Below are 23,366 nucleotides of genomic sequence, written 5' to 3'. Positions count from 1 at the left end.
GCTATCTGCAACTCGGCCAGGACCGGGCCGCATTCGCGATGATCGATCGATCCCAGTCGCGCCACGGCGGTCTGGAGCAGCTGTTGCAGGAGCTCTGGGGCAAGCCGATCGCGCTGGCGGTCCACGCCGAGCGCATGCAGGCCTTCAACCAGAGCGGCGACGTGCAGGCGTTGGAGGCGGCGCTGGCCAATGCCATCCGCTTCGACATGGGCGCCGATCGCGGCCAGGCCTTGCTGGCCATCGCCGATGCCGCCACACGTGCCCCGCACAGCGATCTGGCCGGCCCGCTGGCGTGCCTGCGCCCGGTATTCGCGAGCGAGGCCGGCAAGGCGGCTGGCGCGGACGCCGGGACGCAGCCCGCCGGCGAGCGAGCCACCACGGATCGGCTGCGCGCGTTGTGGAAGGCGCAAACGGCCGAGTGCAAGCTGTCCGTCGATGCCGATCCGCTTCCCGAAAGCGCGGTGCTGTTCGAGTTCCTGCTGGTCAACGCGCTCAACCTGGAGATCGCGACGTACCAGGACGTGCTGGCCAGGCAGGGGAAGGCGTTGGACCAGCGCGCCCGCTCCACGCGTGGCGACCCCAAGGCGCTGCACGTGCTGGCCGCGCTGCAGGACAATCTCAACGATCCCGCGCTGAAGGACACCGATATGCTGGGCTGGGAGCGCTACGGCGCGGCGGAGTACGCCGCCAGCCGCGTCCGCGGCGAGATCGTCCAGGGCGCGTTGTCCGAGCAGGGCAAGGCGCTGCTGCAGCGTGCGTATGCGCAGTTTCCCCATGATGCGGGGGTGTTGCAGCTGTGGCTGGAGTACGGTGCGCCGGAGCGGGACGCCGCGCGCCAGGGCTGGCGCGAACTGGCCTTGCTGCAGTTCCACACGCCGTCGCTGAAGCGGGAGAACATGCACTTCACCATGGTCGCCATGACGCTGTACCGGGCGCTGCAACGGTATCGGGAACTGTCCGAATAGGCGGGTCGGCTGCCGCCGCTCGCGGCGCGCCGGGCAGCGGCTGGGGCAGCGATGGCGTTAGCCGGCCGGCGAGGTGGACGTGACCGGACCGCGATCCGCAGCGCAGGCCCGCGTCGACGTCCCGATGAATCACCGGCCCGCGTGTAGCGCTGGCTGGCAGCACCCTGGTCCGCGATAACGGCATGCCTTGCCGCCGCAGGAGGTGTGTGTGCGCGATTGAACGTTGGCAAGTGTCCGCTTTGGGGATGCCATTCGTCGCCATGGCCGCGCAGGTCCATCATGGGACGCCACTGCCGCGGCGCGTGCCTGCGGGCTTCCCGCGCAAGCGCGGCGCATGTTGTACTGCGCCGGCCATCCGGATCACGTGGAACCAGGGCACCCTACGGACATCATGCAAGGACGCGACATGGCATCTTCCAGGTGGGGCGAGTTGCTGTTCGTGGTCGCGGTCGCGTTCGGCCTGCTGATCTGGTCCAGCACGTCGGCGCTGCTGTCGGGCGATGTCGCGGGGTCCTTTTCCGAGGACGGCCTGTGGTCCATGGTGGTCTACGAGCTGCTGGTCATGGCGCTGCTGCTGCCCGTGCTGTGGTACCGGGGGTGGCGGCCGCGGGCGCTGGGGCTGCAGTGGCAACGCGCGGATCCGTGGCCAGGGATCGGCTTGATGCTCGCCTGCGTGCTGGCGTGCTATCCGCTCAAGTGGCTGGACGGGTTCATGGCCGAGGGGATGAACCCGTCGATGGACGCGATGGTGAGCGGCCAGTTGTCGCTGGCTGCGATCGTGGCGATCTCGCTCGTCAATCCGGTGTTCGAGGAAGTGTTCGTCTGCGCCTACGTGATCCGCGCGGTGGAGCGGACCCACAGTCGGGCGGTCGCGGTGAACGTCAGCGTCGCGATCCGCGCCTCCTACCATCTGTACCAGGGACCGGTCGGCGCCCTGTCGCTGGTCGTGGTCGGGTTGATCCTCGGCTGGTGGTTCGCGCGCACCGGCCGGCTGTGGCCGGCGATCATTGCCCATGGGCTGATGGATCTGGTCGCGCTGCTCGCCTATGCCTGAGCGGCGCTGCCGCGCGCCCTCACCGGATCTTGTAGCATCCGCTGCAACGCTCGGCATCCGGACGACGATGAAGATTGCTCTTGTCGCATTGACACTCGCGCTTGCGGTCGTGGTGCCGGCGTGTACCGAAACGCCGCGCGACGCCGCAGTCCGCCCGACCGCGGCGAACGCCGCGGTCGCTCCCATGCTCGAGGCGATCTACGGATCCGGCCAGCCGCACGGCTTTGAGCGCATCGACGTCGGCGCGATCGTGGCCCGGTACATCCCGCTGGGGACGCCGAAGGCCGAGATCCTGGCGATGTTCGCGCACTCTCCAAGTTCGCGCGTTGTCGCCAGCGGCGCCGACACGCTGGTGGTCCGAGACGATCGCGGCCGGGCGATGCTGGATCCGGATCCGCGCTCGGTGGTGATGACCTTCCATCTCGGCACGGACGGCAAGGTGGCGGGCATCGAGGCGGTGCACCTCAAGCACCAATAGCGCGGTAGCGCGTGTCCACGGCCATGCGCGCGAGTGGCTGGAGCTACGGGCGCGCGCACCAGCCTAGTAGCGATAGCTCAGCGTGACACTGGTGGTGCGCGGGATGTCCGGCCAGACTTCGAAGGCGCTGAAGGCGTGGGTGTAGCCGCGCCGGTCGGCCACGTTGTCCACGCGCATGCCCAGCGTGAGGCGCTGGCCGAGTTCGTAGTCCAGCGACAGGTCGGTGCGCCAGTACGCCGGCAGGGAGAAACTGTCCTCGACGTCGCCGCTGCGGGTGCCGGTGTAGGTGGCCGATGCGCCGACGCGCAGGCCGCTCAGCGCGCCGTCGTTGAAGCGGTAGTCGGTCTGCAGCACGAAACTGTGCCGCGGCACGTTGCGGATGGGCGCGCCGACCAGGGCGGCGTTGCTGTCCTCGATGGTCCTGGCGTGCGTGTAGGCGTAGCCGGTCTGCAGCTGCCAGCCGTGCAGGCCCAGCCGTGCCGAGAGATCCACGCCCTCCGAGCGCTGCTTGCCGATGGCGGCCAGCGCGCCGGGATTGTCGCGGTCGGCGACCGCCACGTCCTGGCGTTCGAGCCGGAACAATGCGCCGGTCGCGACCAGCCGTCCGTTCCAGAACGAGGACTTCGCGCCCACTTCGTACTGCACGCCGGTTTCCGGCTGCAGCGGCGTGCCGCGCGCGGTCAGTCCGGACACCGGCAGGAACGAGGTGGTGCGATTGGCGAACAGGGCGAGATCCTCGCTTGGCGTGTAGAGCAGCCCCAACTGGGTGGTCCACGCCTCCTGCGTCTGCGCGAAGCGGCCGTTGCCGGCGCGGCCCGACCACGAGGCGGTGTCCTGCCGGTACGAGGACCAGCGCGCGCCGACCACGGCCCGCAGCGTCTCGGTGAGGCCGATGCGGTCCTGCGCGAACAGGCCAAGGGTGCGTATCGCCTCGTGCCCGGTGCTGCTGCGCGACGGCAGCGGGATCACGTCGGGGCGGCGGTCGAACACATAGACCGGCGCGTACAGGTCCAGGCTGCTGGCCAGGCCGGTGGCGCTGGCGCTGTGGCGGTTGAAGCGGGTGTAGTCGGCGCCGGCGACGATGTCGTGGCTGAGCGCGCCGGTGCTGGCCTGCCAGGCGAGGTCGTTGTGCGCCGACCAGGCCTCGCCGCGCGCGTGTCCGTCGAGCACCGCGCGGGTCAGGGTGCGTTGCGGCTCGTCCCAGCCGAGCACGCCGAACACGGTTTCCTCGTCGACCTCTTCGCGTGTCCAGGAGGCCGCCGCGCGATAGCGGACGTTGTCGCTGAAGGCATGCTCCAGGCGCGCGCTGACATCGGTGTTGCTGCGGATGGAGGGATCGAAGGTGGGATCGACCAAGCTCAGCGAACGCGGCAGCCGGCCGTTCGGGTTGGCCAGCACGGTGCCTTCGGCCGGCACGCCGTTGTAGAAACCTTGCAGCCGATTGCGGGTGTGGAACGCCTCCAGCGTCAGCGTGGTGCGCTCGCCCAGGTCGATGGCCAGCGACGGCGCGATGAACTGGTGTCGCCGGTTCCAGAAGTCCACGAACGACTTGCTGTCGTCGACCGCGCCGGTCAGGCGGAAGCGCACCGCGCCGTCGGCGGACAGCGGGCCGGTGAGATCGACGGTGCCGCGCCAGTCGTCGAAGCGCGCGTACTTGAGCGTGCCTTCGAAGCCCCAGACGCGTTCGGGCTGCTTGGTGACGATGTTGACCACCGCGCCCGGCTGCAACTGCCCGTACAGCACCGAGGCCGGGCCCTTGAGCACTTCGATGCGCTCGATGGCGACCGCATCGCGCGCCTGGCGCAGCGCGTTGGCGGTCATGCCGTTGACGGTCTGGTTCGCGGCGAAGCCGCGGATCAGGTAGGTGTCGCCGAATGCGTCGAGCGTGGAGCCATCGCGCGAGGCGCCCGGGACGAAGCGCAGCGCATCGCCCACGGTCTCGCTGCCGGTGGCGTCGATCATCGCGCGGTCGATCACGTCCACGGTCTGCGGAATCTGCAGGGTGGTCGCGTCGGTGACGCGCCCGTAGACCGAGATCTGGTCCAGGGTGACCGCATCGGTCCCGGCCTCCTGCGCGGCGGCGACGTGGCCTGCCGACCCCACTGCGAGTGCGATGGCCAAGGGCAGGCGGCGGAGGCGGGGAGGCTGGGGCATGACGGATCCGGAATGAGAACTAATCTCATATGTTAACTGAATGGGGAGGGGTTGCGTGGCGTTCGCGACGCTGATGCCGGCGGCGCTGGCTGTTCCCCGCCGTGGTCGCGCTGGCCGCCGCGGTAGCCACCCTGGCTGCCGCGGCGCGCGGCGTCCCGACCTCGGCCAGGTGGGCGATGCCGCGCGACACCAGGAGTCGCGCGCCGCTCACTGGCCCGCGCCGCGCCGGATGGAGGACAATCCCGCCTCCCCCACGATTCTGGAATCGCGATGGCAGCACGATGGACATGGACGGCGCTGTTGTGCGCCATGGCGTTCGGCGCCGCGGCGGCCGAGTCGGCGTCTGGCGAGTACGCCACCAAGGGCGGCTGGGGCAGCCTGGAGATCAGCGGGCAGGGCAGCGCGCGCCGGTTCTCGATCGAGTCGGTGGGGGCCAATGGCCACACCTGCACGCTGTCCGGCGCGCTGCGCGGCGAGATCGGCGAGACCCACGACGCCGGCGACACGCCGTGTCGGGTGTCGTTCAAGCCCACGCCCGGCGGCTTCGACGTGAAGGCGCTGACCCAGGAGAGCTGCCGCGATTACTGCGGCATGCGCGCCAGCTTCGAAGACGAGTACCTGGCCTTGCCGGCGGGCTGCACCGCGCCGGCGGAGCAGAAGCGGCGCACGGCGTACCTGGCCGACTATCGCGGCAAGCGCTATGCGCAGGCGCTGGCGGGCATGGACGCGTTCGACAAGGAATGCGGCACCTTCTTCAACTGGCTGGAGCGCGACCGCTTCATCAACGACCGCGCCATCACCCTGCTGCGGTTGGGGCGTCCGAAGGAATGCCTGGCTGCGCTGGACAGCACCATGGCGGGCCGCAGCCGCGACGAGGCGTCGTTCCAGAAGCAACTGGACGACAGCGGCAGCATGCTGCCGCCGACCGACTGGGACAGCTATCTGCCGATCGCCAAGTCCACCTGGTTCAACCGCAAGCTGTGCGAGGCGGCAAAGCCGTAGCGGTCCGCCGCCAAGCGACGCGGATCCGCCCAACACCGGATCCGCCCCCTGTAGGAGCGGCTTCAGCCGCGACAGAAACCCCGCCACGCGAATCCAGGCCGCAACTCGCTCCTGTAGGAGCGGCTTTAGCCGCGACAGAACCTCACTAACGCGAATCGAGGCTGCAGCTCGCATGACCCCAACAGTCCGCCACAGCGACGGTCACCGCTCACTGCTTCGGTAGCGGCCCCAGCGCATCACCGGCGTCCTGCACGCCCAGCCGTCAGCGCATCGCAATCGCCACGCCAGGAACCTCACCTCGTCCGCATCGCGCCCCACGCGCGCGCGAACACCAGCGAAGCAGCAACGACGCCTCCCATTGCGCATCGACCACCGCCGCTGGTATCGGCGCGACACACAGACGCACGCAATCGCAGCGTCCACCCGCCCCTCAGCACGTCCGGATCGCGACCACCGCACCGCCCTGCAACTCGATCGCGAAGCGGCCGGGCGCCAGCGTCGCGGGCGGCGTGCGTCGTTCGGCCAGTGCGGTGAGCAGCGGCACCGGGTCGCCCTCGAAGGCGACGCGGCGGGCGTTGCCGTGCAGCGCGGAGCCGATCACCGCGCATTCGAACGCCGCCACCTGCGCCAGGTGCGGGATCGCCGGTGCCGCGCGCTGCACGTGATCGAGGAAGGCCAGCGCCTCGCTGCTGGCGAACTGGCGCGGCGGTTGCCGCACCGCATAGTCCGCGAACAGCGCCTGGAAGGCGGCCTCCCCGCCGTGCGCCAGCAGCATGCGCGTGGTCAGCCGCGCGGCGCTGGCGATCTGCCCGGCGCGGGCGTGGCCGGCCAGTTCGCGCAGCAGCGCGACACCGGGGTCGCCCAGCAATACGGCGACCGGATCCGCATCCGGCGCATCGCCACGCACCAGTGCGCCCAGCGTGCGCTCCCAGGCGGCCGGCGACGGCAGGCCATGGGCGTCGTCGCGGTGGCGGTCCGGCGCCGAGGGCGGCGCGCGCGTGCCCGGCCGGCGCAGCGCCCACAGCACATGCAGCCTGTCGATCTGCCGTCGTACATCGGCGATGCCGACCTGCGGCAACGCGGTCGGCAACATCTCGAACACGATCGCGCGCAGGTTCGGCAGTGCCGGCACCACCTCCGCCGCCAGCTCCATCAGGGCCGCGTCCACCAGGCCGCAATGCGCGTCCAGCCAATAGCCGCGATGCGCGCAACCGCCAGCCAGGTGCAGTTCGCATACGCGCTCCAGCGGCAGCGCGGCGAGCGCCGCGCGCACCGGTTGGCGTCCGTTCTTCTCGTTGGTCCACAGGTTGTGCAGGTCGAGCAGGATGCCGCAGTCGGCCAGTGTCGCGACCTCGGCCAGGAAGGCGCCGTCGCTGAGTTCGCCAGCCACGGGGCGCAGATAGTTGACGTTGTTCTCCACCGCGAACGGCACCCGCAACCCGCGCGCCATCGTGCGGATGTTGGCCGCCGCCTGGCGTGCGCTCTCGACGGTTTGCAGCGGCGGCAGCAGGAAGCCGGAATCGACCGGGCCGCCGTCCACCGGCACCGCGTTGAAGCTCAGGTGTTCGCTGGCCCACGGCGCCTGCAGGCGCTGCACCACCTCGCGCATCAGCTGCAGGCCGTGCGGCGTCGGCCCGATGCCGCCGCCGACCGGCGCGGTCACGCCGTGCACGATTTTGTGGTGCGGCAACTCGGCGAGCTGCCGCACCATGCCACTGTCGATGCGCATCGGCGCCTGCGCGTCGCCGCTCTCGAACCAGAAGAATTCCGGTTCGATCTCGACCACGCCGATCGCGCCGTCGTCCTCGGCCAGAACCGGCATCAACGCCGGCCACAGCACCAGGCCGACGCCGAGGTCGGGCAGCGCGTGCAGCGCCGACGCCATCGCTCAGCCGCCAAGCCGCGGGATGAACCCTTCGATCTCCAGCGCCGGATTGACCCGGAAGTCGCGTTCGAGCACGAAGCGCAGGTCGAAGCCGGAATGGCAGCCGGCGCAGCCGAGCCGGCCGAGGATTTCGCGGGTGACCTTGTTCATCTTGTCGAGATCGTTGCCGACGTCGACCGGTATCGCGACGGTGACCGCGTGCGGGGAGCGGAGCGACGAGCTGGTCCTGGTTCTCTTCATGTGCGTTCTCCATGAACGATTGGGATGGGCCTGCGCGCACGCCATCCAGGTGGGGAGGCGCGCATGGCAGGCGGGCGGCGGCGGGTCTTGCCGTGCGGGTCGGATGACGCCGCGCCGGTCGCTGTCGCCTGCCGATGACAACGCCACGACCGCCGCGCAGCGGACACGGGCGCTGTAGACAGATGGGGGCGGGCGTCTGTCCGGAGGCCGCACGGCACGACCGGCAGGCGACACGGGCGGTGCCGAGGCCGGCTTGTCGCGCGCCGTCATGCGCGGTCGGCCGGCGCCTGCCGACCTCTATACTCTGGCGCGCGAGGATTCTCTCGGATGCCACTGGAGCAAGGATGTTCAAGCGATTGCGACGCCGTTCCGCCGACACGCGGCCGCCCGAGCCGGCCACGACCGAGGCCGCGGCGCCAGCCGATGGTGCCTCGGCGGCCGGCGCCCCGCCCATCGACGGCAGCGGCCTGCGCGCCTTGCTGGCGCAGGTGCTGGAAGAGGCGGGCCGGACACCGGTGCTGCACGCGGATCACCTGCTCCTCGATGGCGAGCTGCGGGTGTTCGTCGAACTGATGGAGGTGGCGGAGTTGCCGCCTGACGGAGTTCGCACCGCCACCGCCATCCAGGTCCGTCACAGCGCGCTGTTTCCCGATGGTCTTACCGAGTTCCAGCACGCGGCGGGGAACGATGTCGAGCAGAGCCTGGCGTCGGGCTTCGCGACCTGGGCGCGCACCGACCTGCTCGCGCTTTCCGAGGCGGTGTCGGTGGCGCGGAAGGACCGTCGCTGCATGACCATGCGCTTGGAGTTGCCGCCGCCGGCCGCGCATCTGCGCGAGGTCGTGCTCGGGCCGGTCGCACGCCTGGGGGGTGCTGTGCCGGCCGCGTCCTGCGCCGTCGGCGATGACGAAGACGAAGACGAAGACGACTTCGAAGACGACGACGAAGATTTCGACGGCGAGGGCAACGTCGACGATGACGTCGATGACGATGAAGACGAAGACGAAGACGAAGACGACGAAGACGACGACGAGCAGGCGCACGCGTTCTGCCCGTGCTGCCTGTTCACCCAGAGCCTGGAGGCGTTCCTGCCGCTGCTGGAAGGCGACACGCGCATGCTCGGCATCCGTCTGTTCGCCACGCGCGACGCCGCGGGCGAGATCGCGGCCGATTGCCGGATCAATGGCGTCGATTTCCCCGAGGGCGCCGCATGCCTGCGTCGCTATGCCGCCACCTGGCCGGCGTATGCCGGGCTCGAGTTCCGCAAGCAGTACGTGGTGGTGTTTCCGCCCGAACCGCTGGCTGCGCCGCCTGCGCACGACCTGGCGTCCGAGGGGCATGCATGACGGCGGCACCGGCGAGGACGCTGTGCGCCCTGCTGTTGAGCCTGCTGCCGTTCGCCGCCGCGGCGTGCAGTTGCGTGATGTACGACAGTCCGGAAGACGCGGAGCAGCGTGCGCCGATCGCGGTCGAGGCGGAGATGCTGTCGCTGCGGTACGAGGAATCGGTCGACGCCGTGCTGCCGCTGGCGCCTGTGGTCGAGGTGGTGCGCTGGAAGGTAACGCGGTCCATGCGCGGACCGTTGGCGCTCGCGCAGACGTTCGAAACCCGGACCACGGTGTCTCCCGCCATGTGCGGGCAGCGCGTGGTCCAGCCGCTGAGCGCCAGCAACCGCAACGGCCGTTTGCGCAGGCATTGGCGGTTGTTCTTCAATGGCGCCGCGGATTTCATCGCCACCTGTTCGCGCAGCCAGCCGATCGATCCCTAGGCGTGGCGTGGCGCCGCGTCGGCGCAGTGGTCCGGCCTAGGGCGCGCCGTCGGGCGCTGCCAGCGCCGAGGCCACGATCGCGTGCACCTGCTGCGCCAGCGCCTTGCGGTCGCTGCCGGCGGCGATCGCGATCGGCGTATGGAAGGTGACCCGCACCACCGCGCCGGACAGGCGCAGGAACTGCGCGACATGCGCGCCGGCCTGCATCGTGCCGTAGAACGCGTAGGCGTCGCGGTCGCCACCGTGCGCCAGGCGGCGGCCATCGACGGACAACACGTCCAGGGTGAACGGCTGCAGCGTCCATGGCCGCGCGGCGGCGTCGCCACCCAGGAACAGCGAGAACAGGCTCGACTTGAACGGGGCGACGCGCTCGCCGGAGGACGTGGTGCCTTCGGCGAACAGCACCACGTCGTGCTCGGGCCGGATCTGCGCGGCGACTGCGGCGGCGACCTGGGCCGCGTCGAGCCGGCGGCGGCTGATGAACACGGTCTGCGCCAGCGCACCGATATGGCGCATGCCGGGCCAGCGTTCCATGTCGTTCTTGGCGATGAAGCGCGCGTGCAGCAGGCTGCCCAGCACCACGATATCGAAATGCGAGATGTGGTTGCCGACGAACAGCGTGCCGCCGCCGCGGCGCGGCGTGCCCACCGTCTCCACACGGATGCCCAGCAGTGTGCGCAGGCAGGCGAACCACAGCCGAGGCAGCACGAAGGCGCCACGTCCGCGGATGACGCGCATCAGCAGCCACTGCAGCGGTATCAGCAGCACGCTGACCAGCACGAACGCGGCGAGCCGGACGGCGCTGCGCAGGTTGGCGAAGAGGGAATGCGACGCGGGCCGAGGGGGAACAGGGGGCATGGCGTGGAGTGACGGGGCGGCGCTGAATGCCGCGCAGTTTACCTGCGATGCCGACCGCTGTCGGCCGCGCAGCGTGGCGGCATGCTCAAGCGCGATGCAGCGAACTGTCGGTGGCTCAAAAGCCCCTCTCCCGCCGGGAGAGGGGTTGGGGTGAGGGTGCGGCGCGAAGCGACTCGCGAAGTTGGACGCACGAAGCTCCGCCCGTACCCGCATCCGCCCCTGCGGGGCACCTTCTCCCGAGGGGAGAAGGGAACGGCCGTGAGCCCCTCTCCCGCCGGGAGAGGGGTTGGGGTGAGGGTCCGGCGCGAAGCGACTCGCGGAGTTGGGTGCACGAGGCTACGCCCGTACCCTCATCCGCCCCTGCGGGGCACCTTCTCCCGCAGGGAGAAGGGAACAGCCGTGAGCCCCTCTCCCCTCGGGAGAGGGGTTGGGGTGAGGGTACGGCGCGAAGCGACTCGCGGAGTTTGAATGCACGAGGCTGCGCACGCACCCTCATCCGCCCCTTTTGGAGCACCTTCTCCCGCAGGGAGGAAGGAACTTCCCGCCCGGTGGCGAGACCGCGGCGAATGCGCCGTCATCCATACGGTACGCCACACCTATCGCTTCACCTCCAGCACCGGCACGAAGCCGCCGTAGATCATGCGCTTGCCGTCGAACGGCATCGGGTTGTTGGCCGGGTCCATGCGCGGGTCGTCCATGATCCGCTGCATGCCGGCGTCGCGGGTGGCCTTGTCCGGCCATTCGATCCACGAGAACACCACGGTCTCGTCGTCCTTGGCGTCCACCGCGCGGAAGAAATCGGTGTGCTGGCCGCGCGCCACGTCCTCGCCCCAGCATTCGAGCACGCGCAGCGCGCCGTATTCGATGAACACCGCGTCGATGCGCGCGTGTTCGAGGAACGCCTGCTTGTTGGCGGTGGGCACGGCCAGTACGAAACCATCGACATACGACATGGAAACCTCCTCGATCGGCGCGCCGGATGGGCGCCTTCGCGTTTACGACGTGCCAGGGCGTGGCATATCGACAAACAACGACATTGCCCCGGTCGCTCCGTCATCTTGGGCGCCCGCCCCCGCGCCTGCCGTCGCCATTCCCGATTCCCGATTCCCCACTCCCGGGATTCGGCACCGCGGGTCCCGGATCGCCCGCCTCACTTGCTGGCGGCGAGCGAGGCCTGCAGCGCGCTCGCCAGCGCCGCATCGCCGCTGACCAGTTCGCTCCAGCGCAAGGCGAGGCCCTTGCGGCGGCCCTTCTCGGTGAGTTTCAGGCCCTCCGGGTCGATGGTCAGCGTGTACAGGGTGCCGTCGATATCCAGTTCCCGGCGCAACGGCTTGTCCAGTGGGGTCATGCGGCGCTCCGGGCTTTCACGATGCGCCGAGCCTAGCCCGGGCAAGGTGATGACCGGCTCTGCAACGGCGCAAGCGATGAACACGCTCAGGATCGCGACCTACAACGTCAACGGCATCCGCAGCCGTCTGCCGCAGTTGCTGGAGTGGTTGCGGCGCGAGGCGCCGGACATCGTCGGGCTGCAGGAACTCAAGAGCGTGGACGCCGGTTTTCCGATCGGCGAACTGCATGCCGCCGGCTACGGCGCGCTGTGGCTGGGGCAGTCGTCGTGGAACGGCGTGGCGATCCTGGCCAAGGGCTGCGATCCGGTGGAAAGCCGGCGCGGCCTGCCGGGCGACCCACGCGACACGCAAAGCCGCTACCTGGAAGCGATGGCGCACGGCGTGCTGGTCGGCTGCCTGTACCTGCCCAACGGCAATCCGCGCCCGGGGCCGAAGTTCGACTACAAGCTGGACTGGTTCGCGCGCTTGCAGCGGCATGCGCGGCAACTGGTGGCGTTGCCGCATCCGGTCGCGCTGATCGGCGATTTCAACGTCGTGCCCACGGATACGGACATCTACGATCCGGCCTCGTGGCGCCGCGATGCGCTGCTGCAGCCGGAGAGCCGCCAGGCGTATGCGGACCTGCTGGCGCAGGGCTGGACCGACAGCCTGCGCCAGGTGCACGGCGACCGCCGGATCTACACGTTCTGGGATTACTTCCGGCAACACTGGCAGCGCGATGCGGGCCTGCGCATCGACCACCTGCTGTTGAATCCGCCGTTGGCCGCGCGCCTGCGCGATGCCGGCGTGGATCGCTGGGTGCGCGATCTGCCGCATGCCAGCGACCACGCGCCGACCTGGATCGCGCTGAAGGCGCCGGCCCCACGCGCGGGTGCCGCGGTGCCCACGCGGAAGGTCGATCGCCCGGCGAAAGGCGACAGGACCGCCACCGGGCGATCCGGCGCGGCGCCGGCCAGGCCGAAACGCCCCGTGCGTGCGTCGTCCGCTTCCGCCAAGGCGGTCGAGGTGTCGGACGCGACGGTACCGTCCGCGCTGTCGAAAGCGCGCAGGGCGGTCAGGATGCCTTTGAACAAGCAGCGGTCCAAGCCGGCGCCGACGGCCGGGACGAAGGCGAGCAAGGCAGTCGAGCCGAGCAGCAAGGCCAAGACCGTCAAAGCCGTGAAGAGCACCAAGGCATCCAAGGCAAGCGGCGCGACCAAATCGACCAGAGCTTCCAAGACAACCAAGACAGGCAAAGCAACCAAGGCAACCAAAGCAACGCCGCCGGCGAAAACCCCCGGAGCGACCGCGCCGGCCAGGCCGGCGAAACAGAGCCGGTCCACCAGGCGTGCGAAGCCGGCTCCGTCCTCCTGAGCGCATTGCATGCGCGTGCGCAACTGGCCTGCGCACTGCGGCTGCCACGCGGCGCTGCCTATACTCGTGCATCGCCGCCGCGGACCACGCGGCGCACGCGTCAGGATGTTCCGGATGTCCTCTCGCCGTTTGCCGGAGTCGCCGCCATGCACCTGCTTGTGGTCGCGTTGTTGATCGGGGTCGTCGCCGGCATGCGCGCGATGACGGCCCCGGCGGTGGTCAGTTGGGCCGCCAGCCTCGGCGTGCTGCCGCTGATGGGCACGCCGCTGGCCTTTCTCGGGTGGCGCGCCACGCCCTGGCTGATCTCATTGCTGGCCATCGGCGAACTGATCGCCGACCAGTTGCCGCGCACGCCCAGCCGTACGGTGCCGCTGCAGTTCGCCACGCGCATCGCGGTGGGCGGGCTATGCGGCGCGGCCGTGGGCATGGCCGGCGGGCTGTGGGTGACGGCGCTGGTCGCCGGTGCGCTGGGCGCGGTGCTCGGCACCTTCGGCGGCGCCGCGGCGCGCGCGGCGATGGCGCGCCGTTTCGGTCGCGACCAACCGGCGGCCCTGCTCGAGGACGCCGCGGCGATCGCGCTGGGCGTGCTGGCGATGGCGCTGCTGCGATGAGCCGCGCCTTCGATGCGATCGTGGTCGGCGCCGGCCAGGCCGGGCCCGCGCTGGCTGCGCGCCTGGTCGCGGCCGGCATGCAGGTGGCGCTGGTCGAGCGGCACCTGGTTGGCGGCACCTGCGTCAACACCGGCTGCATGCCGACCAAGACCCTGGTCGCCAGCGCGCGCGTGGCGCATCTGGCGCGCCGCGCCGCCGACTACGGTGTGCAGGTGCAGGGCGAGGTCGGCATCGACATCGCGCGGGTGATGGCGCGCGCGCATGCGGTCACCCACGACGCGCGCGACAACCTGGAACAATGGCTGGGCGGTATGCCCGGGCTCACCCTGTTGCGCGGGCATGCCCGCTTCGAGGCGCCGCAACGGCTGCGCGTGGGCGAGGTCTGCATCACCGCGCCGAAGATCTTCCTCAACGTCGGTGGCCGCGCGCACGTGCCGGCGCTGCCGGGCGTGGAACGCATCGCCTATCTCACCAATACCTCGATCCTGCGGTTGCGCGAGGTGCCGTCGCACCTGGCGGTGGTCGGCGGCAGCTACATCGGCCTGGAATTCGCGCAGATCTTCCGTCGGTTGGGCGCGCAGGTCACCGTGGTCGAGCAGCAAGCGCGGTTGATCGCGCGCGAGGACGAGGACGTTTCCGACTGTATCCGCAGCGTACTGGAAGGCGAGGGCGTGACCGTGCGCACCGGCGCGCACTGCATCGCCTTCGCGCCGCATGCGCAGGGCGTGGCGGTACGGGTCGATTGCCAGGACGGCGCGCCGGAAGTGGTCGCCAGCCATGTGCTGCTGGCGATGGGGCGTCAGCCCAATACCGACGAGCTGGGCCTGGAACACGCCGGCATCGCCACCGACGCGCGCGGCTACATCGTGGTCGACGACTCCCTGGCGACCAGCGCCGCCGGCGTGTGGGCGCTGGGCGACTGCAACGGCCGCGGCGCGTTCACCCACACCGCCTACAACGACTACGAGATCGTCGCCGCCAACCTGCTCGACGGCGGCCAGCGCCGGGTGTCGCAGCGCGTGCCCGGCTATGCGTTGTACACCGATCCGCCACTGGGCCGGGTCGGCCTGACCGAGGCGCAGGCGCGCGCCAGCGGCCGCCCGCTGCTGCTGGCCAAGCGGCCGATGACCCAGGTCGGGCGCGCCCGCGAGAACGGCGAGACCGCCGGCTTCATGAAACTGATCGCCGATGCGCAGACCCACCGCATCCTCGGCGCGGCGATCCTCGGCATCAACGGCGACGAGGCCATCCACGGCGTGCTCGACCTGATCAACGCCGAACAGCCGTTCGAAACCTTGCAATGGGCGGTGCCGATCCACCCGACCGTGTCGGAGCTGTGGCCGAGCGTGGTCGGTGCGTTGCAGACGCAGGCCACAGGCGGCTAGCGCCAGCGCCCGTGGTCACGACCTGTAGGAGCGGCTTCAGCTGCGACCGGGCGTCATCGGGAAAGCGTCGCGGCTGAAGCCGCTCCTACAGGGGAGACCGGCAGCGTGCGTGCCTAGCGCAGCATCTCGGTGAACGCGCGGTCGGCTTCGATCACGGCCGGCAGGGCGTCGAACAGCGCGTCCAGGTCCACGTCGTCCAGCAGCGGGCCGCTGACCGCCTGCCGCGCTTCCGGCGTGGCGCCGCCGTGGCGCTCCAATGCATCGGCGACCAGCGCCGCCTGCGCCACCACGCGCGGCATCGGCTCGCCTTCCGGCGCCTGCAGCGGCCGCGCCTGGTAGGCGATCGCCGTCTGGATCACCTGCGGCAGGTGCCAGCGCCGCGCCAGTTCGGCGCCCACTTCCGGGTAGCCGAAGCCCAGTTGCACGGTCTCCTCGGCGGCGCGGCCGCTGGAGGACGCGTCCGGATGCAGTTGCGCCGCGTAATCCGGCGCGCCGGTCTGGATCAGCAGTTCGCCGATGTTGTGCATCATGCCGCAGGTGAACGCGGTTTCCGCGTCCAGGCCCTTCTGCTTGGCCAGCAGCCGGCAGACGCCGGCGACCTCGAAGCTGTGCAGCCAAAACGCGCGCAGGTCGAAATGCGCGGGGGCGTGGAACGCGTCCGTCATCGACGAGGCCAGCACCAGGGTGCGCAGGGTGTTGAAACCCAGGCGCAGGGCCGCGTCCTCGACGCTGGTGGAATCGCGCGCGCCGCGGAAGCGCGCCGAGTTGGCCAGGCGCAGTACCTTGGCCGCGATCACCGGATCGCGCTCGATGCTGCGCGCCACGCTGTCCAGGCTGGTGGTGGGATTGTCGAATTGCAGGATCAGGTCCTGCGCCACCTTGGGGATGGTCGGCAGGGTGTGCAACTGGTCGAACAGCACCTCTAGTTTCATGGAGACCTCAAGACAGAACGGGGAAGGCCCGCCGCCGGCGGGCGGCGCCCGCCGGAGGGCGGCGCAGCCCGCGCATCGTAGACCGAATCGTGGCGGGCGGCGTGCACATCTCGCCTACGCTGCATCCTGCCGGTGCCATCTGGACAGCGCGTCTCCCTGGTGGACAACCATCGCCAGCGCGCCGGCGTTCGCTGTCCGCCGCGGCACGCGGCGACCGGCGCCGATACCGACGGCGACATTCGCATGAGTACGGCGCGTGGCGCCTTCCCGCGGCTGCGCGCCCGCTGGCAGGCGGACGTGGTCGGCGATACCGCTGTGCCCGCCCGGGGTATGGCGCGATGTCGCAGGTGGTGGGCTTGAGCACGAAGAGCGCAGCGGCAAAGGCGGCGATGTGCCGCCGCCGCCGGCCGCCGGATCGGTGCTGACGCGGAGGATCAGGCGCACGCGGCGACAAGCAGGACCCCACATCCGAGCGGGCAATGTCCAGGATCCGCAAGCATGGCCTTTCCTGCGGCAGTGAGGCTATCTTCAAGCGCTCAGGCGATGCATTGCCTTTCGATCGACACGCTTCCTCGAGCGAACGGCAGGCATCGGCATCGTGCCGGAAACTTCATCGCAGGCGTTATGAACAACTACTTCCAGAGCCCCTTCAAGGGCAAGCCGCTGGCCGAGCAGGTCGAGAACCCCAACATCCAGGTGGGGCGCTACAGCTACTACTCGGGTTACTACCATGGCCACGCGTTCGACGAGTGCGCGCGCTATCTCCTGCCGGACCGCGACGACGTCGATCGCTTGATCATCGGCAGCTTCTGTTCCATCGGCAGCGGAGCGGTGTTCATGATGGCGGGCAACCAGGGCCATCGTTACGACTGGATCAGCTCCTTCCCGTTCTTCTACCTGGACGACGAGCCGGCGTTCGCGCAATCGCGCGATGCCTTTCGGCGCGCGGGCGACACGGTCGTCGGCAGCGACGTGTGGATCGGTTCCGAGGCCATGATCATGCCGGGTGTCAGCATCGGTCACGGTGCGGTCATCGCCAGCCGCGCCCTGGTGAGCAAGGACGTCGAGCCCTACACCATCGTCGGCGGAAACCCTGCCAAGCCGATCAGGAAGCGCTTTTGCGAAGCAGACATCGCGATGCTGCTGGACATGGCATGGTGGGACTGGCCGCTGGATCGCCTCGAGCAGGCCATGCCGCTGCTGTGTTCGTCGGATATCGCCGGCTTGTATCGATACTCGCAAGAACGCGATCGATGAGCGCGCCATCCTCGATCCGCTACGCGTCCACGCGGTAAGTCAGGGCATCACTGGACTGCGTCCGCCCAGGTCATGCCGCCGGCTGAAAGCGGGGCGGCGCGGCTGGGTGTTGAGCTTGGTCGGCGCTGTCGCCACCGCCACGTCATCGTTATCTTCATGCCGCCGCCGCCGCCACCGCCACGTCATCGTTATCTTCATGCCGCCGCCGCCGCCGCCGCCACCGCCACCGCCACCGCCACTGCTACCGCTACTGCTACTGCTACTGCCACTGCCACTGCCACTGCCACAAAGCCGCAACCGCCGCCGCCGCCGCCGCCGCAGCAGCCGCAGCCGCAGCCGCAGCCGCAGCCGCAGCCGCAGCCGCAGCCGCCGCAGTGGTCCGCACGCCCCGGCCTCGGCTGCACCGCAATCGACAACGCTGCGGCCGCCGTCGCCGTGCTTCTGCGCGTCTTCGCATCACCGCGCGGACGATGTCACCGCACTGTCACCGAACTGACCCAAACTCGCCGTACCGGGCGCCGGCCCCGTCGGGCCGCGCGGCTTTTTCTCATCCGCGCAGGCGGCAGGATCGAACGATGAAATACGTAGTGCTGGCGCTGGCATGCGCCCTGGCGGCTCCGGCAGCGCTGGCGCAGTCGGGATATGTGGAGATCGAGCGCCGGCTCAGCGCCGAGCAACTGCGCGAGGTCGGCTTGACCCCGGCGCAACTGGCCACGCTCAACCGCCTGCTGCGCGACGCCGACGCGCGCGACGCGGCCCAGGCGCCGCCACGTCCCAAGGCTGCGCCCGCGCCTGCGTCGACGGCGGTGTCGGCCAGCGACGCCCAGGCCGAGCAGGGCATGCTGATCGGCTTGGACGACGGCCCGATCAGTGCCCGCGTCCAGGGCGAGGTCGCCGGCTGGGCGCCGGGCACCGTGTTCGTGCTGGACAACGGCCAGCAATGGAAGGTGCTCAAGGGCAGCATGACCCTGCGCACCGCACTGGCGTCGCCGGCGACCAAGGTCGTGCCCGGCATCGCCGGACGCTGGTTCCTGCAGGTGGACGAAGACCTGCCGAAGGCGCGGGTGTACCGGATCCGCTGAGCGGCTCGCATCCGGCGTCGCTGCTGTAGGCAGCGTCGGACGCCAACGGTGCTGTGGCGGCAGCGACCGCCATCCGGCCTCACGGCGCGCTGTCGCTTCCCTGTAGATACCGTCTTCCCCCCTAACAGGCAAGGGCCTTTTGAGGGTCGAAGGGCGTGCGCGATTTGAGCACGCCGTAGGCGATATGCAGCAGCTTGCGCATGGCGGCGCAGATGATCTGCTTGTTGGCCTTGCCGCGTTCGCGCAGGCGTTGTTTCAGCGCACGCACGACCGGGTTGTGGGTCATGGCGACCAAGGCCGGCAGGAACAGGCCGGCGCGCAGGCGTGGGGAGCCGGTACGGGAGATGCAGACCTGCCCCTTGCGCTTGCCGGACTCCTGCAGCCGTGGATTCAACCCGGCGAAGGCGGTCACCGCCGAGGCCTGGGAGAAGCGCTCCACGTCGCCGAGCTCGGCCAGCAACAGCGCCGCGCTCCTCTCGGCGATGCCGTCGATGCTGACCAGCAGCTCGCGCTGCCCGCGCAGGGTAGGATCCTTGTCGATCTGGTCGTCGATGGCCCGTTCGATCTGGGCGATGTTCGCTTGCAACTGGCCGATGATCTCCAGCAGCGAGTCGCGCACCACCGGCGCGGCGACGTCCAGGCGGTTGCGCTCCATCTGCAGCATCTGCAGCAGGTCCTCGCGCCGACGCACCAGCGCCTTGAGGTGCTTGAGCGCCGGCGGATCGGACTGCCACGGCCGCAATTGCGACGCATGGCGCAGGCCGTAGCTGGCGATCAGCTTGGCATCGCTCCGGTCGGTCTTGACCCGGGTCAGCTGGCTGCGCGCATACAGCGCCGTCTGCGCCGGGTTGAGGACGCATACGCGGTAGCCCAAGGCGTGCACGAACTCAGCCAGGGCCTCGTGGTAGGTGCCGGTGGCTTCCATCACGATCCAGCTGTCCGCCTGCGCATGGCTCTGCAGCCACGTCCGTAGGGCCTGGAACCCCTTCGGATCGTTGGAAAGCTTGGCCTTGGTGCGGTACTTGCCGTTGGCCAGGTCGATGGCCAGGTCGAAACGGTGTTTGGCGACGTCGATACCGACGACTGGGGACATGGGGAATTCCTCCATCGTAGGGTGAACACGATCACCGCTGCGCCCGGTCCTGCCTTGTGGATGCGAGTTCACGCCTGCGGCGGACTCTGGATACCGTACGGACACCGATGGGCCAGCATATGCAATGCGGGAGCCAATCTACAATGCAAGCTCGTGGCTTTAGGAGCGACTGGGCTTCCCGCACTGCTCCGATGATCAGTCGGAAGACATAAGGCCACGTGGGCCTCATGTCCAGATACAAGGAGCGGCTTCAGCCGCGACGAGCGAAGCGCCGAACCCGACGGCGTTGAACGGTGTCCAGGCAGCGACACAGCGGCATGCCGTCAGCGACGGCGGTACCGAGTACCGATCTCAACCGCGATGCCGCGTGCGGCGAGCGCATCGGCATCGGTCCTGTCGGGGCTGAAGCCCCTCCTACAGAAGGCAAACCCAGGCGTGCCGCGCCTCAACCCGCCGCGCGCACGCGCAAGGTCAGGCCCTTGAGGAAATTGCGCAGCAACTGATCGCCGCACGGGCGGAAGTTCTTGTGCTCCGGCTGCCGGAACAGCGCCGACAGTTCCGGCTTGGAGACCGGGAAGCCGGCGTCGGCGAAGATCTGGTGCATGTCCACGTCCTTGAGCTGGAACGCCACGCGCAGCTTCTTGAGCACCACGTTGTTGGTCACGCGCGTCTCCACCGGGCGCGCCGGCAGGCTGTCGTCGCGGCCGCGGAAGTGGAACACCAGCCCGTCGAGGACGTGCGCCAGCACCTGGTCGCTGCATTCGACGAAGCCATCCTCGTCCTCCTTCTTCAGATAGGCCGGCACCTGCGATTTGTCGAGCGGGAAGGCGGGATCGGCGAGCTGCGCCAGATCGACGATCATTTGGTCGCTGAGGTCGAGCATGTAGCGAATGGAGCGCAATACGTCGTTGTTGATCATGGCCGGTCCGGTGCTGCCGGGTGGCGTCCGGCGGGGTGCGTAGTCTAGGGCGTGTTCCCACTCCCCGGGTATGCCGCGTTGCCAGGCCCAACCCGAAGGGCCGCGGTTGCGCGCGGCATGCTCGGGCAGTGGGGACACGCCCTAGGCCGTGTCGTCCGTGGCCGGGTAGGTGCGCCACCGCGCCGGCGTTTGCATCCGTGCGCGCATGCGCCATCATCGGCGCATGGACAACACGATTCCCAAGATGGGCGCGGTGCCCGCGCTCAATCCGCGCCAGGAGCAATTGGTGGCGCTGGTGCGGCAGCAGGGCTACGCCGAGGTGGATGGGCTGGCGACGCGCTTCGACGTGACCCCGCAGACCATCCGCCGCGACCTGACGCTGTTGTGCGAGGCCGGCGTGCTGCGCCGCTACCACGGCGGGGTCAGCCTGCCGTCGAGCGTGGAGAACCTGGCCTACACCGCGCGCAAGACGCTGCAGGCGCAGGAGAAGCGGCGCATCGCCACGCTGCTGGCGCAGCACATTCCCGACGACGCCTCGTTGTTCATCAACATCGGCACCACCAACGAGGACGTGGCGCGCGCGCTGATGGGCCACAGCGGCCTGCGCGTGATCACCAACAACCTCAACGTGGCGGTGATGATGAGCGCCAATCCCAGCTTCGAGGTGATGGTGGCCGGCGGGCGCGTGCGTGGCCGCGACCAGGGCGTGACCGGCGAGGCGACCATCGAGTTGATCCGCCAGTTCAAGGTGGATTTCGGCGTGATCGGCATTTCCGGCATCGACCCGGACGGCACCCTGCTGGACTTCGATTTCCACGAGGTGCGGGTGGCGCAGGCGATCATCGAGCATTCGCGGCAGGTGTTCCTGGCCGCCGACCACAGCAAGCTCGGCCGCAACGCGATGGTGCGGCTGGGGTCGATCGCGCGGGTCCAGGCCTGGTTCACCGATCGCGCGCCGCCGCCGGAACTGGCCGCGGTGCTGGCCGAGGCCGGCACGCGCGTGTTCGTCGCCGAGGGCGAGGATCCGGCCGATGCGACGGCTGCCGGTGAGGCCGAGCCGGACCCGGACTGAGCGATGGCTCGTGGCCAGGGCGTTGACGGCCTGGACCTGGCGCCGGCGTCGTCCTGGGCGCGTTTCGCCTGGATGTGCGGTTGTGTTCGTATTATTTCGTTATTGTGGCGTTAAATCGTGTTGCCGGTGGGCTGGGCATATCGCTGCCTGACCACAGGACTAACGCCTAATTCACCATTTCGCGACAAAGCTAGCTCGTCGGACACATTTCGCTGCACTGCAGCGTGATATGTTCGGAAATGTTCGTTTACGATCTTTTCGTCCCCGGCGGTCGCTGATCCGTCTCGGGACACGAGCTTCCGGAGTCAGGCAATGAGCGAGATCTACGATGTGCTGGTGGTCGGTGGCGGCATCAACGGTGTGGGCATCGCCCGCGACGCGGTCGGCCGTGGCCTGTCGGTGTGCCTGTGCGAGCGCGACGACCTGGCCTCGCACACCTCCAGCGCCAGCACCAAGCTGATCCACGGCGGGCTGCGCTACCTGGAGCAGTACGAGTTCGCCCTGGTCGGCAAGGCGCTGGCCGAGCGAGAGGTGCTGCTGCGCCTGGCCCCGCACATCATCTGGCCGCTGCGTTTCCTGCTGCCGCACCAGCCGCATCTGCGCCCGGCGTGGATGATCCGCACCGGCCTGTTCCTGTACGACCATCTCGGCCGCGGCCGCCGCACCCTGCCTGGCTCCAAGCGCATGGCGCTGCGCGCGGACCCGGTCGGCGCGCCGCTGCGCGAGGAATTCCGCACCGGCTTCGTCTACTCCGACGCCTGGGTGCAGGATGCGCGGCTGGTGGCGCTCAATGCGATGGATGCGGCGCAGCGCGGCGCCCGCATCCTGACCCGCACCGCCTGCGTCGGCGCGCGCCGCGTCGACGGCGTCTGGCAGGTGCAGTTGCAGCATGCCGACGGCCGCCGCCAGGACGTGCGCGCGCGCGCGTTGGTCAACGCGGCCGGGCCGTGGGCGGTGCAGTTCCTGGACGAGGTGGCCAAGGTCGGGCACGACCACGCGCTGCGTCTGGTCAAGGGTAGCCATATCGTGGTGCCGCGCCTGTTCGAGCACGACCACGCCTACATCTTCCAGCAGCCGGACCGGCGCATCGTGTTCGCCATCCCCTACGAACACGATTTCACCCTGATCGGTACCACCGACGTGGACTACCGCGCCGATCCGTCCACGCCGAAGATCGACGCCGACGAAACCCGCTACCTGTGCGAGGCCGCCAACCGCTACTTCCTCAAGCAGATCGCGCCCAGCGACGTGGTGTGGAGCTACAGCGGCGTGCGCCCGTTGCTGGAGGACGAAGAGGACAACGCCGCCGAGGTCACCCGCGACTACCTGCTGGAACTGGACGCGGCCGGCGGCGCGGCGCTGCTCAACGTGTTCGGCGGCAAGCTCACCACGTACCGCAAACTGGCCGAGGAAGCGGTGGATCGGCTGGTGGCGCACAGCGGGCGCAAGGCGCCGGCGTGGACCGCGCGCGGCGCGCCGCTGCCCGGTGGCGAGCGCCGCGACATCCGCGCGCTGGCGCAGGAGTTGCGCGCGACGCGGCCATGGCTGGGCGAGGCGACCGCCGCGCGGCTGGCGCGCAACTACGGCACCCGCGCCGAGGTACTGCTGGGCAACGCCGCCTCGCTGCAGGACCTGGGCACGCATTTCGGCGCCGACCTGTACCAGGCCGAGGTGGACTACCTGCGCGCCCACGAATGGGTGACCCAGGCCGACGACCTGCTGTGGCGGCGCAGCAAGCTCGGCCTGCGCATCGACGCGACCGGGCGCCAGCGCCTGGCCGACTATCTGCAACAGGCGCCGGCCGCGGTGGCCGCCGCGCCTGCATGAGGCAAGCACCGCGGCCGGCGTTCCCGTCGTGGGCGCCGGCCGGGTGCGCAATCGCCGTGCGCGTCGGCCCCCGCCGCCGCGCGCG

General features: G+C 69.8%; 20 protein-coding genes and 1 pseudogene. 12 read left to right on the top strand and 9 right to left on the bottom strand.

What is annotated here, in order from left to right:
• Positions 1-1,371 precede the first annotated feature (1,371 nt).
• On the top strand, positions 1,372-2,019 hold the full coding sequence (locus AB3X07_RS21375; RefSeq protein ID WP_369941050.1) for a CPBP family intramembrane glutamic endopeptidase: 648 nt from the start codon (positions 1,372-1,374) through the stop codon (positions 2,017-2,019).
• Between the two features lie 67 nt (positions 2,020-2,086).
• Positions 2,087-2,497, top strand: coding sequence for a DUF6393 family protein (locus AB3X07_RS21370; RefSeq protein ID WP_369941048.1), 411 nt, complete (start codon positions 2,087-2,089; stop codon positions 2,495-2,497).
• A gap of 63 nt (positions 2,498-2,560) precedes the next feature.
• On the opposite strand, the gene AB3X07_RS21365 is transcribed toward AB3X07_RS21370, so the two are convergent.
• Positions 2,561-4,651, bottom strand: coding sequence for a TonB-dependent siderophore receptor (locus AB3X07_RS21365; RefSeq protein ID WP_369941046.1), 2,091 nt, complete (start codon positions 4,649-4,651; stop codon positions 2,561-2,563).
• A 270-nt stretch (positions 4,652-4,921) separates the two neighbouring features.
• Here AB3X07_RS21365 and AB3X07_RS21360 point away from each other — a divergent pair, with 270 nt between their 5' ends.
• A complete protein-coding gene (locus AB3X07_RS21360; RefSeq protein ID WP_369941044.1) occupies positions 4,922-5,653 on the top strand; it encodes a hypothetical protein in 732 nt (243 codons plus the stop codon).
• Positions 5,654-6,083: 430 nt separating this feature from the next.
• On the opposite strand, the gene AB3X07_RS21355 is transcribed toward AB3X07_RS21360, so the two are convergent.
• Positions 6,084-7,538, bottom strand: coding sequence for a DUF692 domain-containing protein (locus AB3X07_RS21355; RefSeq protein ID WP_369941042.1), 1,455 nt, complete (start codon positions 7,536-7,538; stop codon positions 6,084-6,086).
• Between the two features lie 3 nt (positions 7,539-7,541).
• The gene (locus tag AB3X07_RS21350) at positions 7,542-7,778 is read right to left on the bottom strand and encodes a hypothetical protein (protein WP_369941040.1); all 237 of its coding nucleotides are present in this window, start codon (positions 7,776-7,778) and stop codon (positions 7,542-7,544) included.
• Positions 7,779-8,122: 344 nt separating this feature from the next.
• Here AB3X07_RS21350 and AB3X07_RS21345 point away from each other — a divergent pair, with 344 nt between their 5' ends.
• Both AB3X07_RS21345 and AB3X07_RS21340 read left to right on the top strand, forming a co-directional pair.
• On the top strand, positions 8,123-9,121 hold the full coding sequence (locus tag AB3X07_RS21345) for a DUF6348 family protein (protein WP_369941038.1): 999 nt from the start codon (positions 8,123-8,125) through the stop codon (positions 9,119-9,121).
• 35 nt (positions 9,122-9,156) lie between these two features.
• Complete coding sequence (locus AB3X07_RS21340; protein ID WP_369941036.1) at positions 9,157-9,543, top strand: hypothetical protein; 387 nt, start codon at positions 9,157-9,159, stop codon at positions 9,541-9,543.
• A gap of 36 nt (positions 9,544-9,579) precedes the next feature.
• Here AB3X07_RS21340 and AB3X07_RS21335 read toward each other — a convergent pair whose 3' ends face one another.
• From AB3X07_RS21335 to AB3X07_RS21325, 3 genes are all read right to left on the bottom strand, one after another.
• Positions 9,580-10,401, bottom strand: a complete 822-nt coding sequence (locus AB3X07_RS21335; RefSeq protein ID WP_369941034.1) for a lysophospholipid acyltransferase family protein — start codon at positions 10,399-10,401, stop codon at positions 9,580-9,582.
• 596 nt (positions 10,402-10,997) lie between these two features.
• On the bottom strand, positions 10,998-11,354 hold the full coding sequence (locus AB3X07_RS21330; protein ID WP_369941032.1) for a DUF1428 domain-containing protein: 357 nt from the start codon (positions 11,352-11,354) through the stop codon (positions 10,998-11,000).
• A 197-nt stretch (positions 11,355-11,551) separates the two neighbouring features.
• Positions 11,552-11,749 (bottom strand): hypothetical protein, encoded by a 198-nt coding sequence (locus AB3X07_RS21325; protein ID WP_369941031.1) that lies wholly within the window; start codon positions 11,747-11,749, stop codon positions 11,552-11,554.
• Positions 11,750-11,825: 76 nt separating this feature from the next.
• Here AB3X07_RS21325 and AB3X07_RS21320 point away from each other — a divergent pair.
• The 3 genes and pseudogenes from AB3X07_RS21320 to AB3X07_RS21310 all read left to right on the top strand — a co-directional run.
• A pseudogene (locus AB3X07_RS21320) lies at positions 11,826-12,782 on the top strand (exodeoxyribonuclease III); the annotation flags it as partial.
• Positions 12,783-13,249: 467 nt separating this feature from the next.
• Positions 13,250-13,714: a DUF4126 domain-containing protein gene (locus AB3X07_RS21315; protein ID WP_369941029.1), complete on the top strand. Its 465-nt coding sequence runs from the start codon at positions 13,250-13,252 to the stop codon at positions 13,712-13,714.
• The gene (locus AB3X07_RS21310; protein ID WP_369941027.1) at positions 13,711-15,099 is read left to right on the top strand and encodes an FAD-containing oxidoreductase; all 1,389 of its coding nucleotides are present in this window, start codon (positions 13,711-13,713) and stop codon (positions 15,097-15,099) included. Before AB3X07_RS21315 ends, AB3X07_RS21310 begins: the two co-directional genes overlap by 4 nt.
• A gap of 113 nt (positions 15,100-15,212) precedes the next feature.
• On the opposite strand, the gene AB3X07_RS21305 is transcribed toward AB3X07_RS21310, so the two are convergent.
• The gene (locus tag AB3X07_RS21305) at positions 15,213-16,031 is read right to left on the bottom strand and encodes an HDOD domain-containing protein (protein WP_369941026.1); all 819 of its coding nucleotides are present in this window, start codon (positions 16,029-16,031) and stop codon (positions 15,213-15,215) included.
• Positions 16,032-16,655: 624 nt separating this feature from the next.
• On the opposite strand from AB3X07_RS21305, the gene catB reads away from it, so the two are divergent.
• Both catB and AB3X07_RS21295 read left to right on the top strand, forming a co-directional pair.
• Positions 16,656-17,288 carry a type B chloramphenicol O-acetyltransferase gene (gene catB, locus AB3X07_RS21300; RefSeq protein WP_369941024.1) on the top strand — a complete coding sequence of 211 codons (633 nt, stop codon included), beginning with the start codon at positions 16,656-16,658 and terminating at the stop codon, positions 17,286-17,288.
• 575 nt (positions 17,289-17,863) lie between these two features.
• On the top strand, positions 17,864-18,370 hold the full coding sequence (locus AB3X07_RS21295; RefSeq protein ID WP_369941022.1) for a hypothetical protein: 507 nt from the start codon (positions 17,864-17,866) through the stop codon (positions 18,368-18,370).
• Positions 18,371-18,491: 121 nt separating this feature from the next.
• Here the strand turns inward: AB3X07_RS21295 and AB3X07_RS21290 are convergent, their stop codons facing one another.
• Positions 18,492-19,463 (bottom strand): IS110 family transposase, encoded by a 972-nt coding sequence (locus AB3X07_RS21290; protein WP_369939651.1) that lies wholly within the window; start codon positions 19,461-19,463, stop codon positions 18,492-18,494.
• A 445-nt stretch (positions 19,464-19,908) separates the two neighbouring features.
• Complete coding sequence (locus AB3X07_RS21285) at positions 19,909-20,382, bottom strand: DUF1456 family protein (RefSeq protein ID WP_369941020.1); 474 nt, start codon at positions 20,380-20,382, stop codon at positions 19,909-19,911.
• A gap of 205 nt (positions 20,383-20,587) precedes the next feature.
• On the opposite strand from AB3X07_RS21285, the gene AB3X07_RS21280 reads away from it, so the two are divergent.
• Both AB3X07_RS21280 and glpD read left to right on the top strand, forming a co-directional pair.
• Positions 20,588-21,454: a DeoR/GlpR family DNA-binding transcription regulator gene (locus AB3X07_RS21280; RefSeq protein ID WP_369941018.1), complete on the top strand. Its 867-nt coding sequence runs from the start codon at positions 20,588-20,590 to the stop codon at positions 21,452-21,454.
• A 312-nt stretch (positions 21,455-21,766) separates the two neighbouring features.
• Positions 21,767-23,281 (top strand): glycerol-3-phosphate dehydrogenase, encoded by a 1,515-nt coding sequence (gene glpD, locus AB3X07_RS21275; RefSeq protein WP_369941017.1) that lies wholly within the window; start codon positions 21,767-21,769, stop codon positions 23,279-23,281.
• Positions 23,282-23,366: the final 85 nt, after the last annotated feature.

It is taken from the genome of Xanthomonas sp. DAR 35659, from assembly GCF_041242975.1.
Taxonomy (GTDB): domain Bacteria; phylum Pseudomonadota; class Gammaproteobacteria; order Xanthomonadales; family Xanthomonadaceae; genus Xanthomonas_A; species Xanthomonas_A medicagonis.
This window is presented reverse-complemented; position numbering and strand designations above follow the sequence as displayed.

Excerpts from the sequence above, each read along its gene's own strand:
- AB3X07_RS21360 (WP_369941044.1), top strand. The coding sequence starts at position 4,922 with ATGGCAGCACGATGGACATGGACGGCGCTGTTGTGCGCCATGGCGTTC.
- AB3X07_RS21290 (WP_369939651.1), bottom strand. The coding sequence starts at position 19,463 with ATGTCCCCAGTCGTCGGTATCGACGTCGCCAAACACCGTTTCGACCTG.
- glpD (WP_369941017.1), top strand. The coding sequence starts at position 21,767 with ATGAGCGAGATCTACGATGTGCTGGTGGTCGGTGGCGGCATCAACGGT.
- AB3X07_RS21365 (WP_369941046.1), bottom strand. The coding sequence starts at position 4,651 with ATGCCCCAGCCTCCCCGCCTCCGCCGCCTGCCCTTGGCCATCGCACTC.
- AB3X07_RS21355 (WP_369941042.1), bottom strand. The coding sequence starts at position 7,538 with ATGGCGTCGGCGCTGCACGCGCTGCCCGACCTCGGCGTCGGCCTGGTG.
- AB3X07_RS21280 (WP_369941018.1), top strand. The coding sequence starts at position 20,588 with ATGCGCCATCATCGGCGCATGGACAACACGATTCCCAAGATGGGCGCG.
- AB3X07_RS21345 (WP_369941038.1), top strand. The coding sequence starts at position 8,123 with ATGTTCAAGCGATTGCGACGCCGTTCCGCCGACACGCGGCCGCCCGAG.
- AB3X07_RS21315 (WP_369941029.1), top strand. The coding sequence starts at position 13,250 with ATGCACCTGCTTGTGGTCGCGTTGTTGATCGGGGTCGTCGCCGGCATG.
- AB3X07_RS21370 (WP_369941048.1), top strand. The coding sequence starts at position 2,087 with ATGAAGATTGCTCTTGTCGCATTGACACTCGCGCTTGCGGTCGTGGTG.
- AB3X07_RS21305 (WP_369941026.1), bottom strand. The coding sequence starts at position 16,031 with ATGAAACTAGAGGTGCTGTTCGACCAGTTGCACACCCTGCCGACCATC.
- AB3X07_RS21335 (WP_369941034.1), bottom strand. The coding sequence starts at position 10,401 with ATGCCCCCTGTTCCCCCTCGGCCCGCGTCGCATTCCCTCTTCGCCAAC.
- AB3X07_RS21285 (WP_369941020.1), bottom strand. The coding sequence starts at position 20,382 with ATGATCAACAACGACGTATTGCGCTCCATTCGCTACATGCTCGACCTC.
- AB3X07_RS21375 (WP_369941050.1), top strand. The coding sequence starts at position 1,372 with ATGGCATCTTCCAGGTGGGGCGAGTTGCTGTTCGTGGTCGCGGTCGCG.
- AB3X07_RS21325 (WP_369941031.1), bottom strand. The coding sequence starts at position 11,749 with ATGACCCCACTGGACAAGCCGTTGCGCCGGGAACTGGATATCGACGGC.
- AB3X07_RS21295 (WP_369941022.1), top strand. The coding sequence starts at position 17,864 with ATGAAATACGTAGTGCTGGCGCTGGCATGCGCCCTGGCGGCTCCGGCA.
- AB3X07_RS21330 (WP_369941032.1), bottom strand. The coding sequence starts at position 11,354 with ATGTCGTATGTCGATGGTTTCGTACTGGCCGTGCCCACCGCCAACAAG.
- AB3X07_RS21310 (WP_369941027.1), top strand. The coding sequence starts at position 13,711 with ATGAGCCGCGCCTTCGATGCGATCGTGGTCGGCGCCGGCCAGGCCGGG.
- AB3X07_RS21350 (WP_369941040.1), bottom strand. The coding sequence starts at position 7,778 with ATGAAGAGAACCAGGACCAGCTCGTCGCTCCGCTCCCCGCACGCGGTC.
- catB (WP_369941024.1), top strand. The coding sequence starts at position 16,656 with ATGAACAACTACTTCCAGAGCCCCTTCAAGGGCAAGCCGCTGGCCGAG.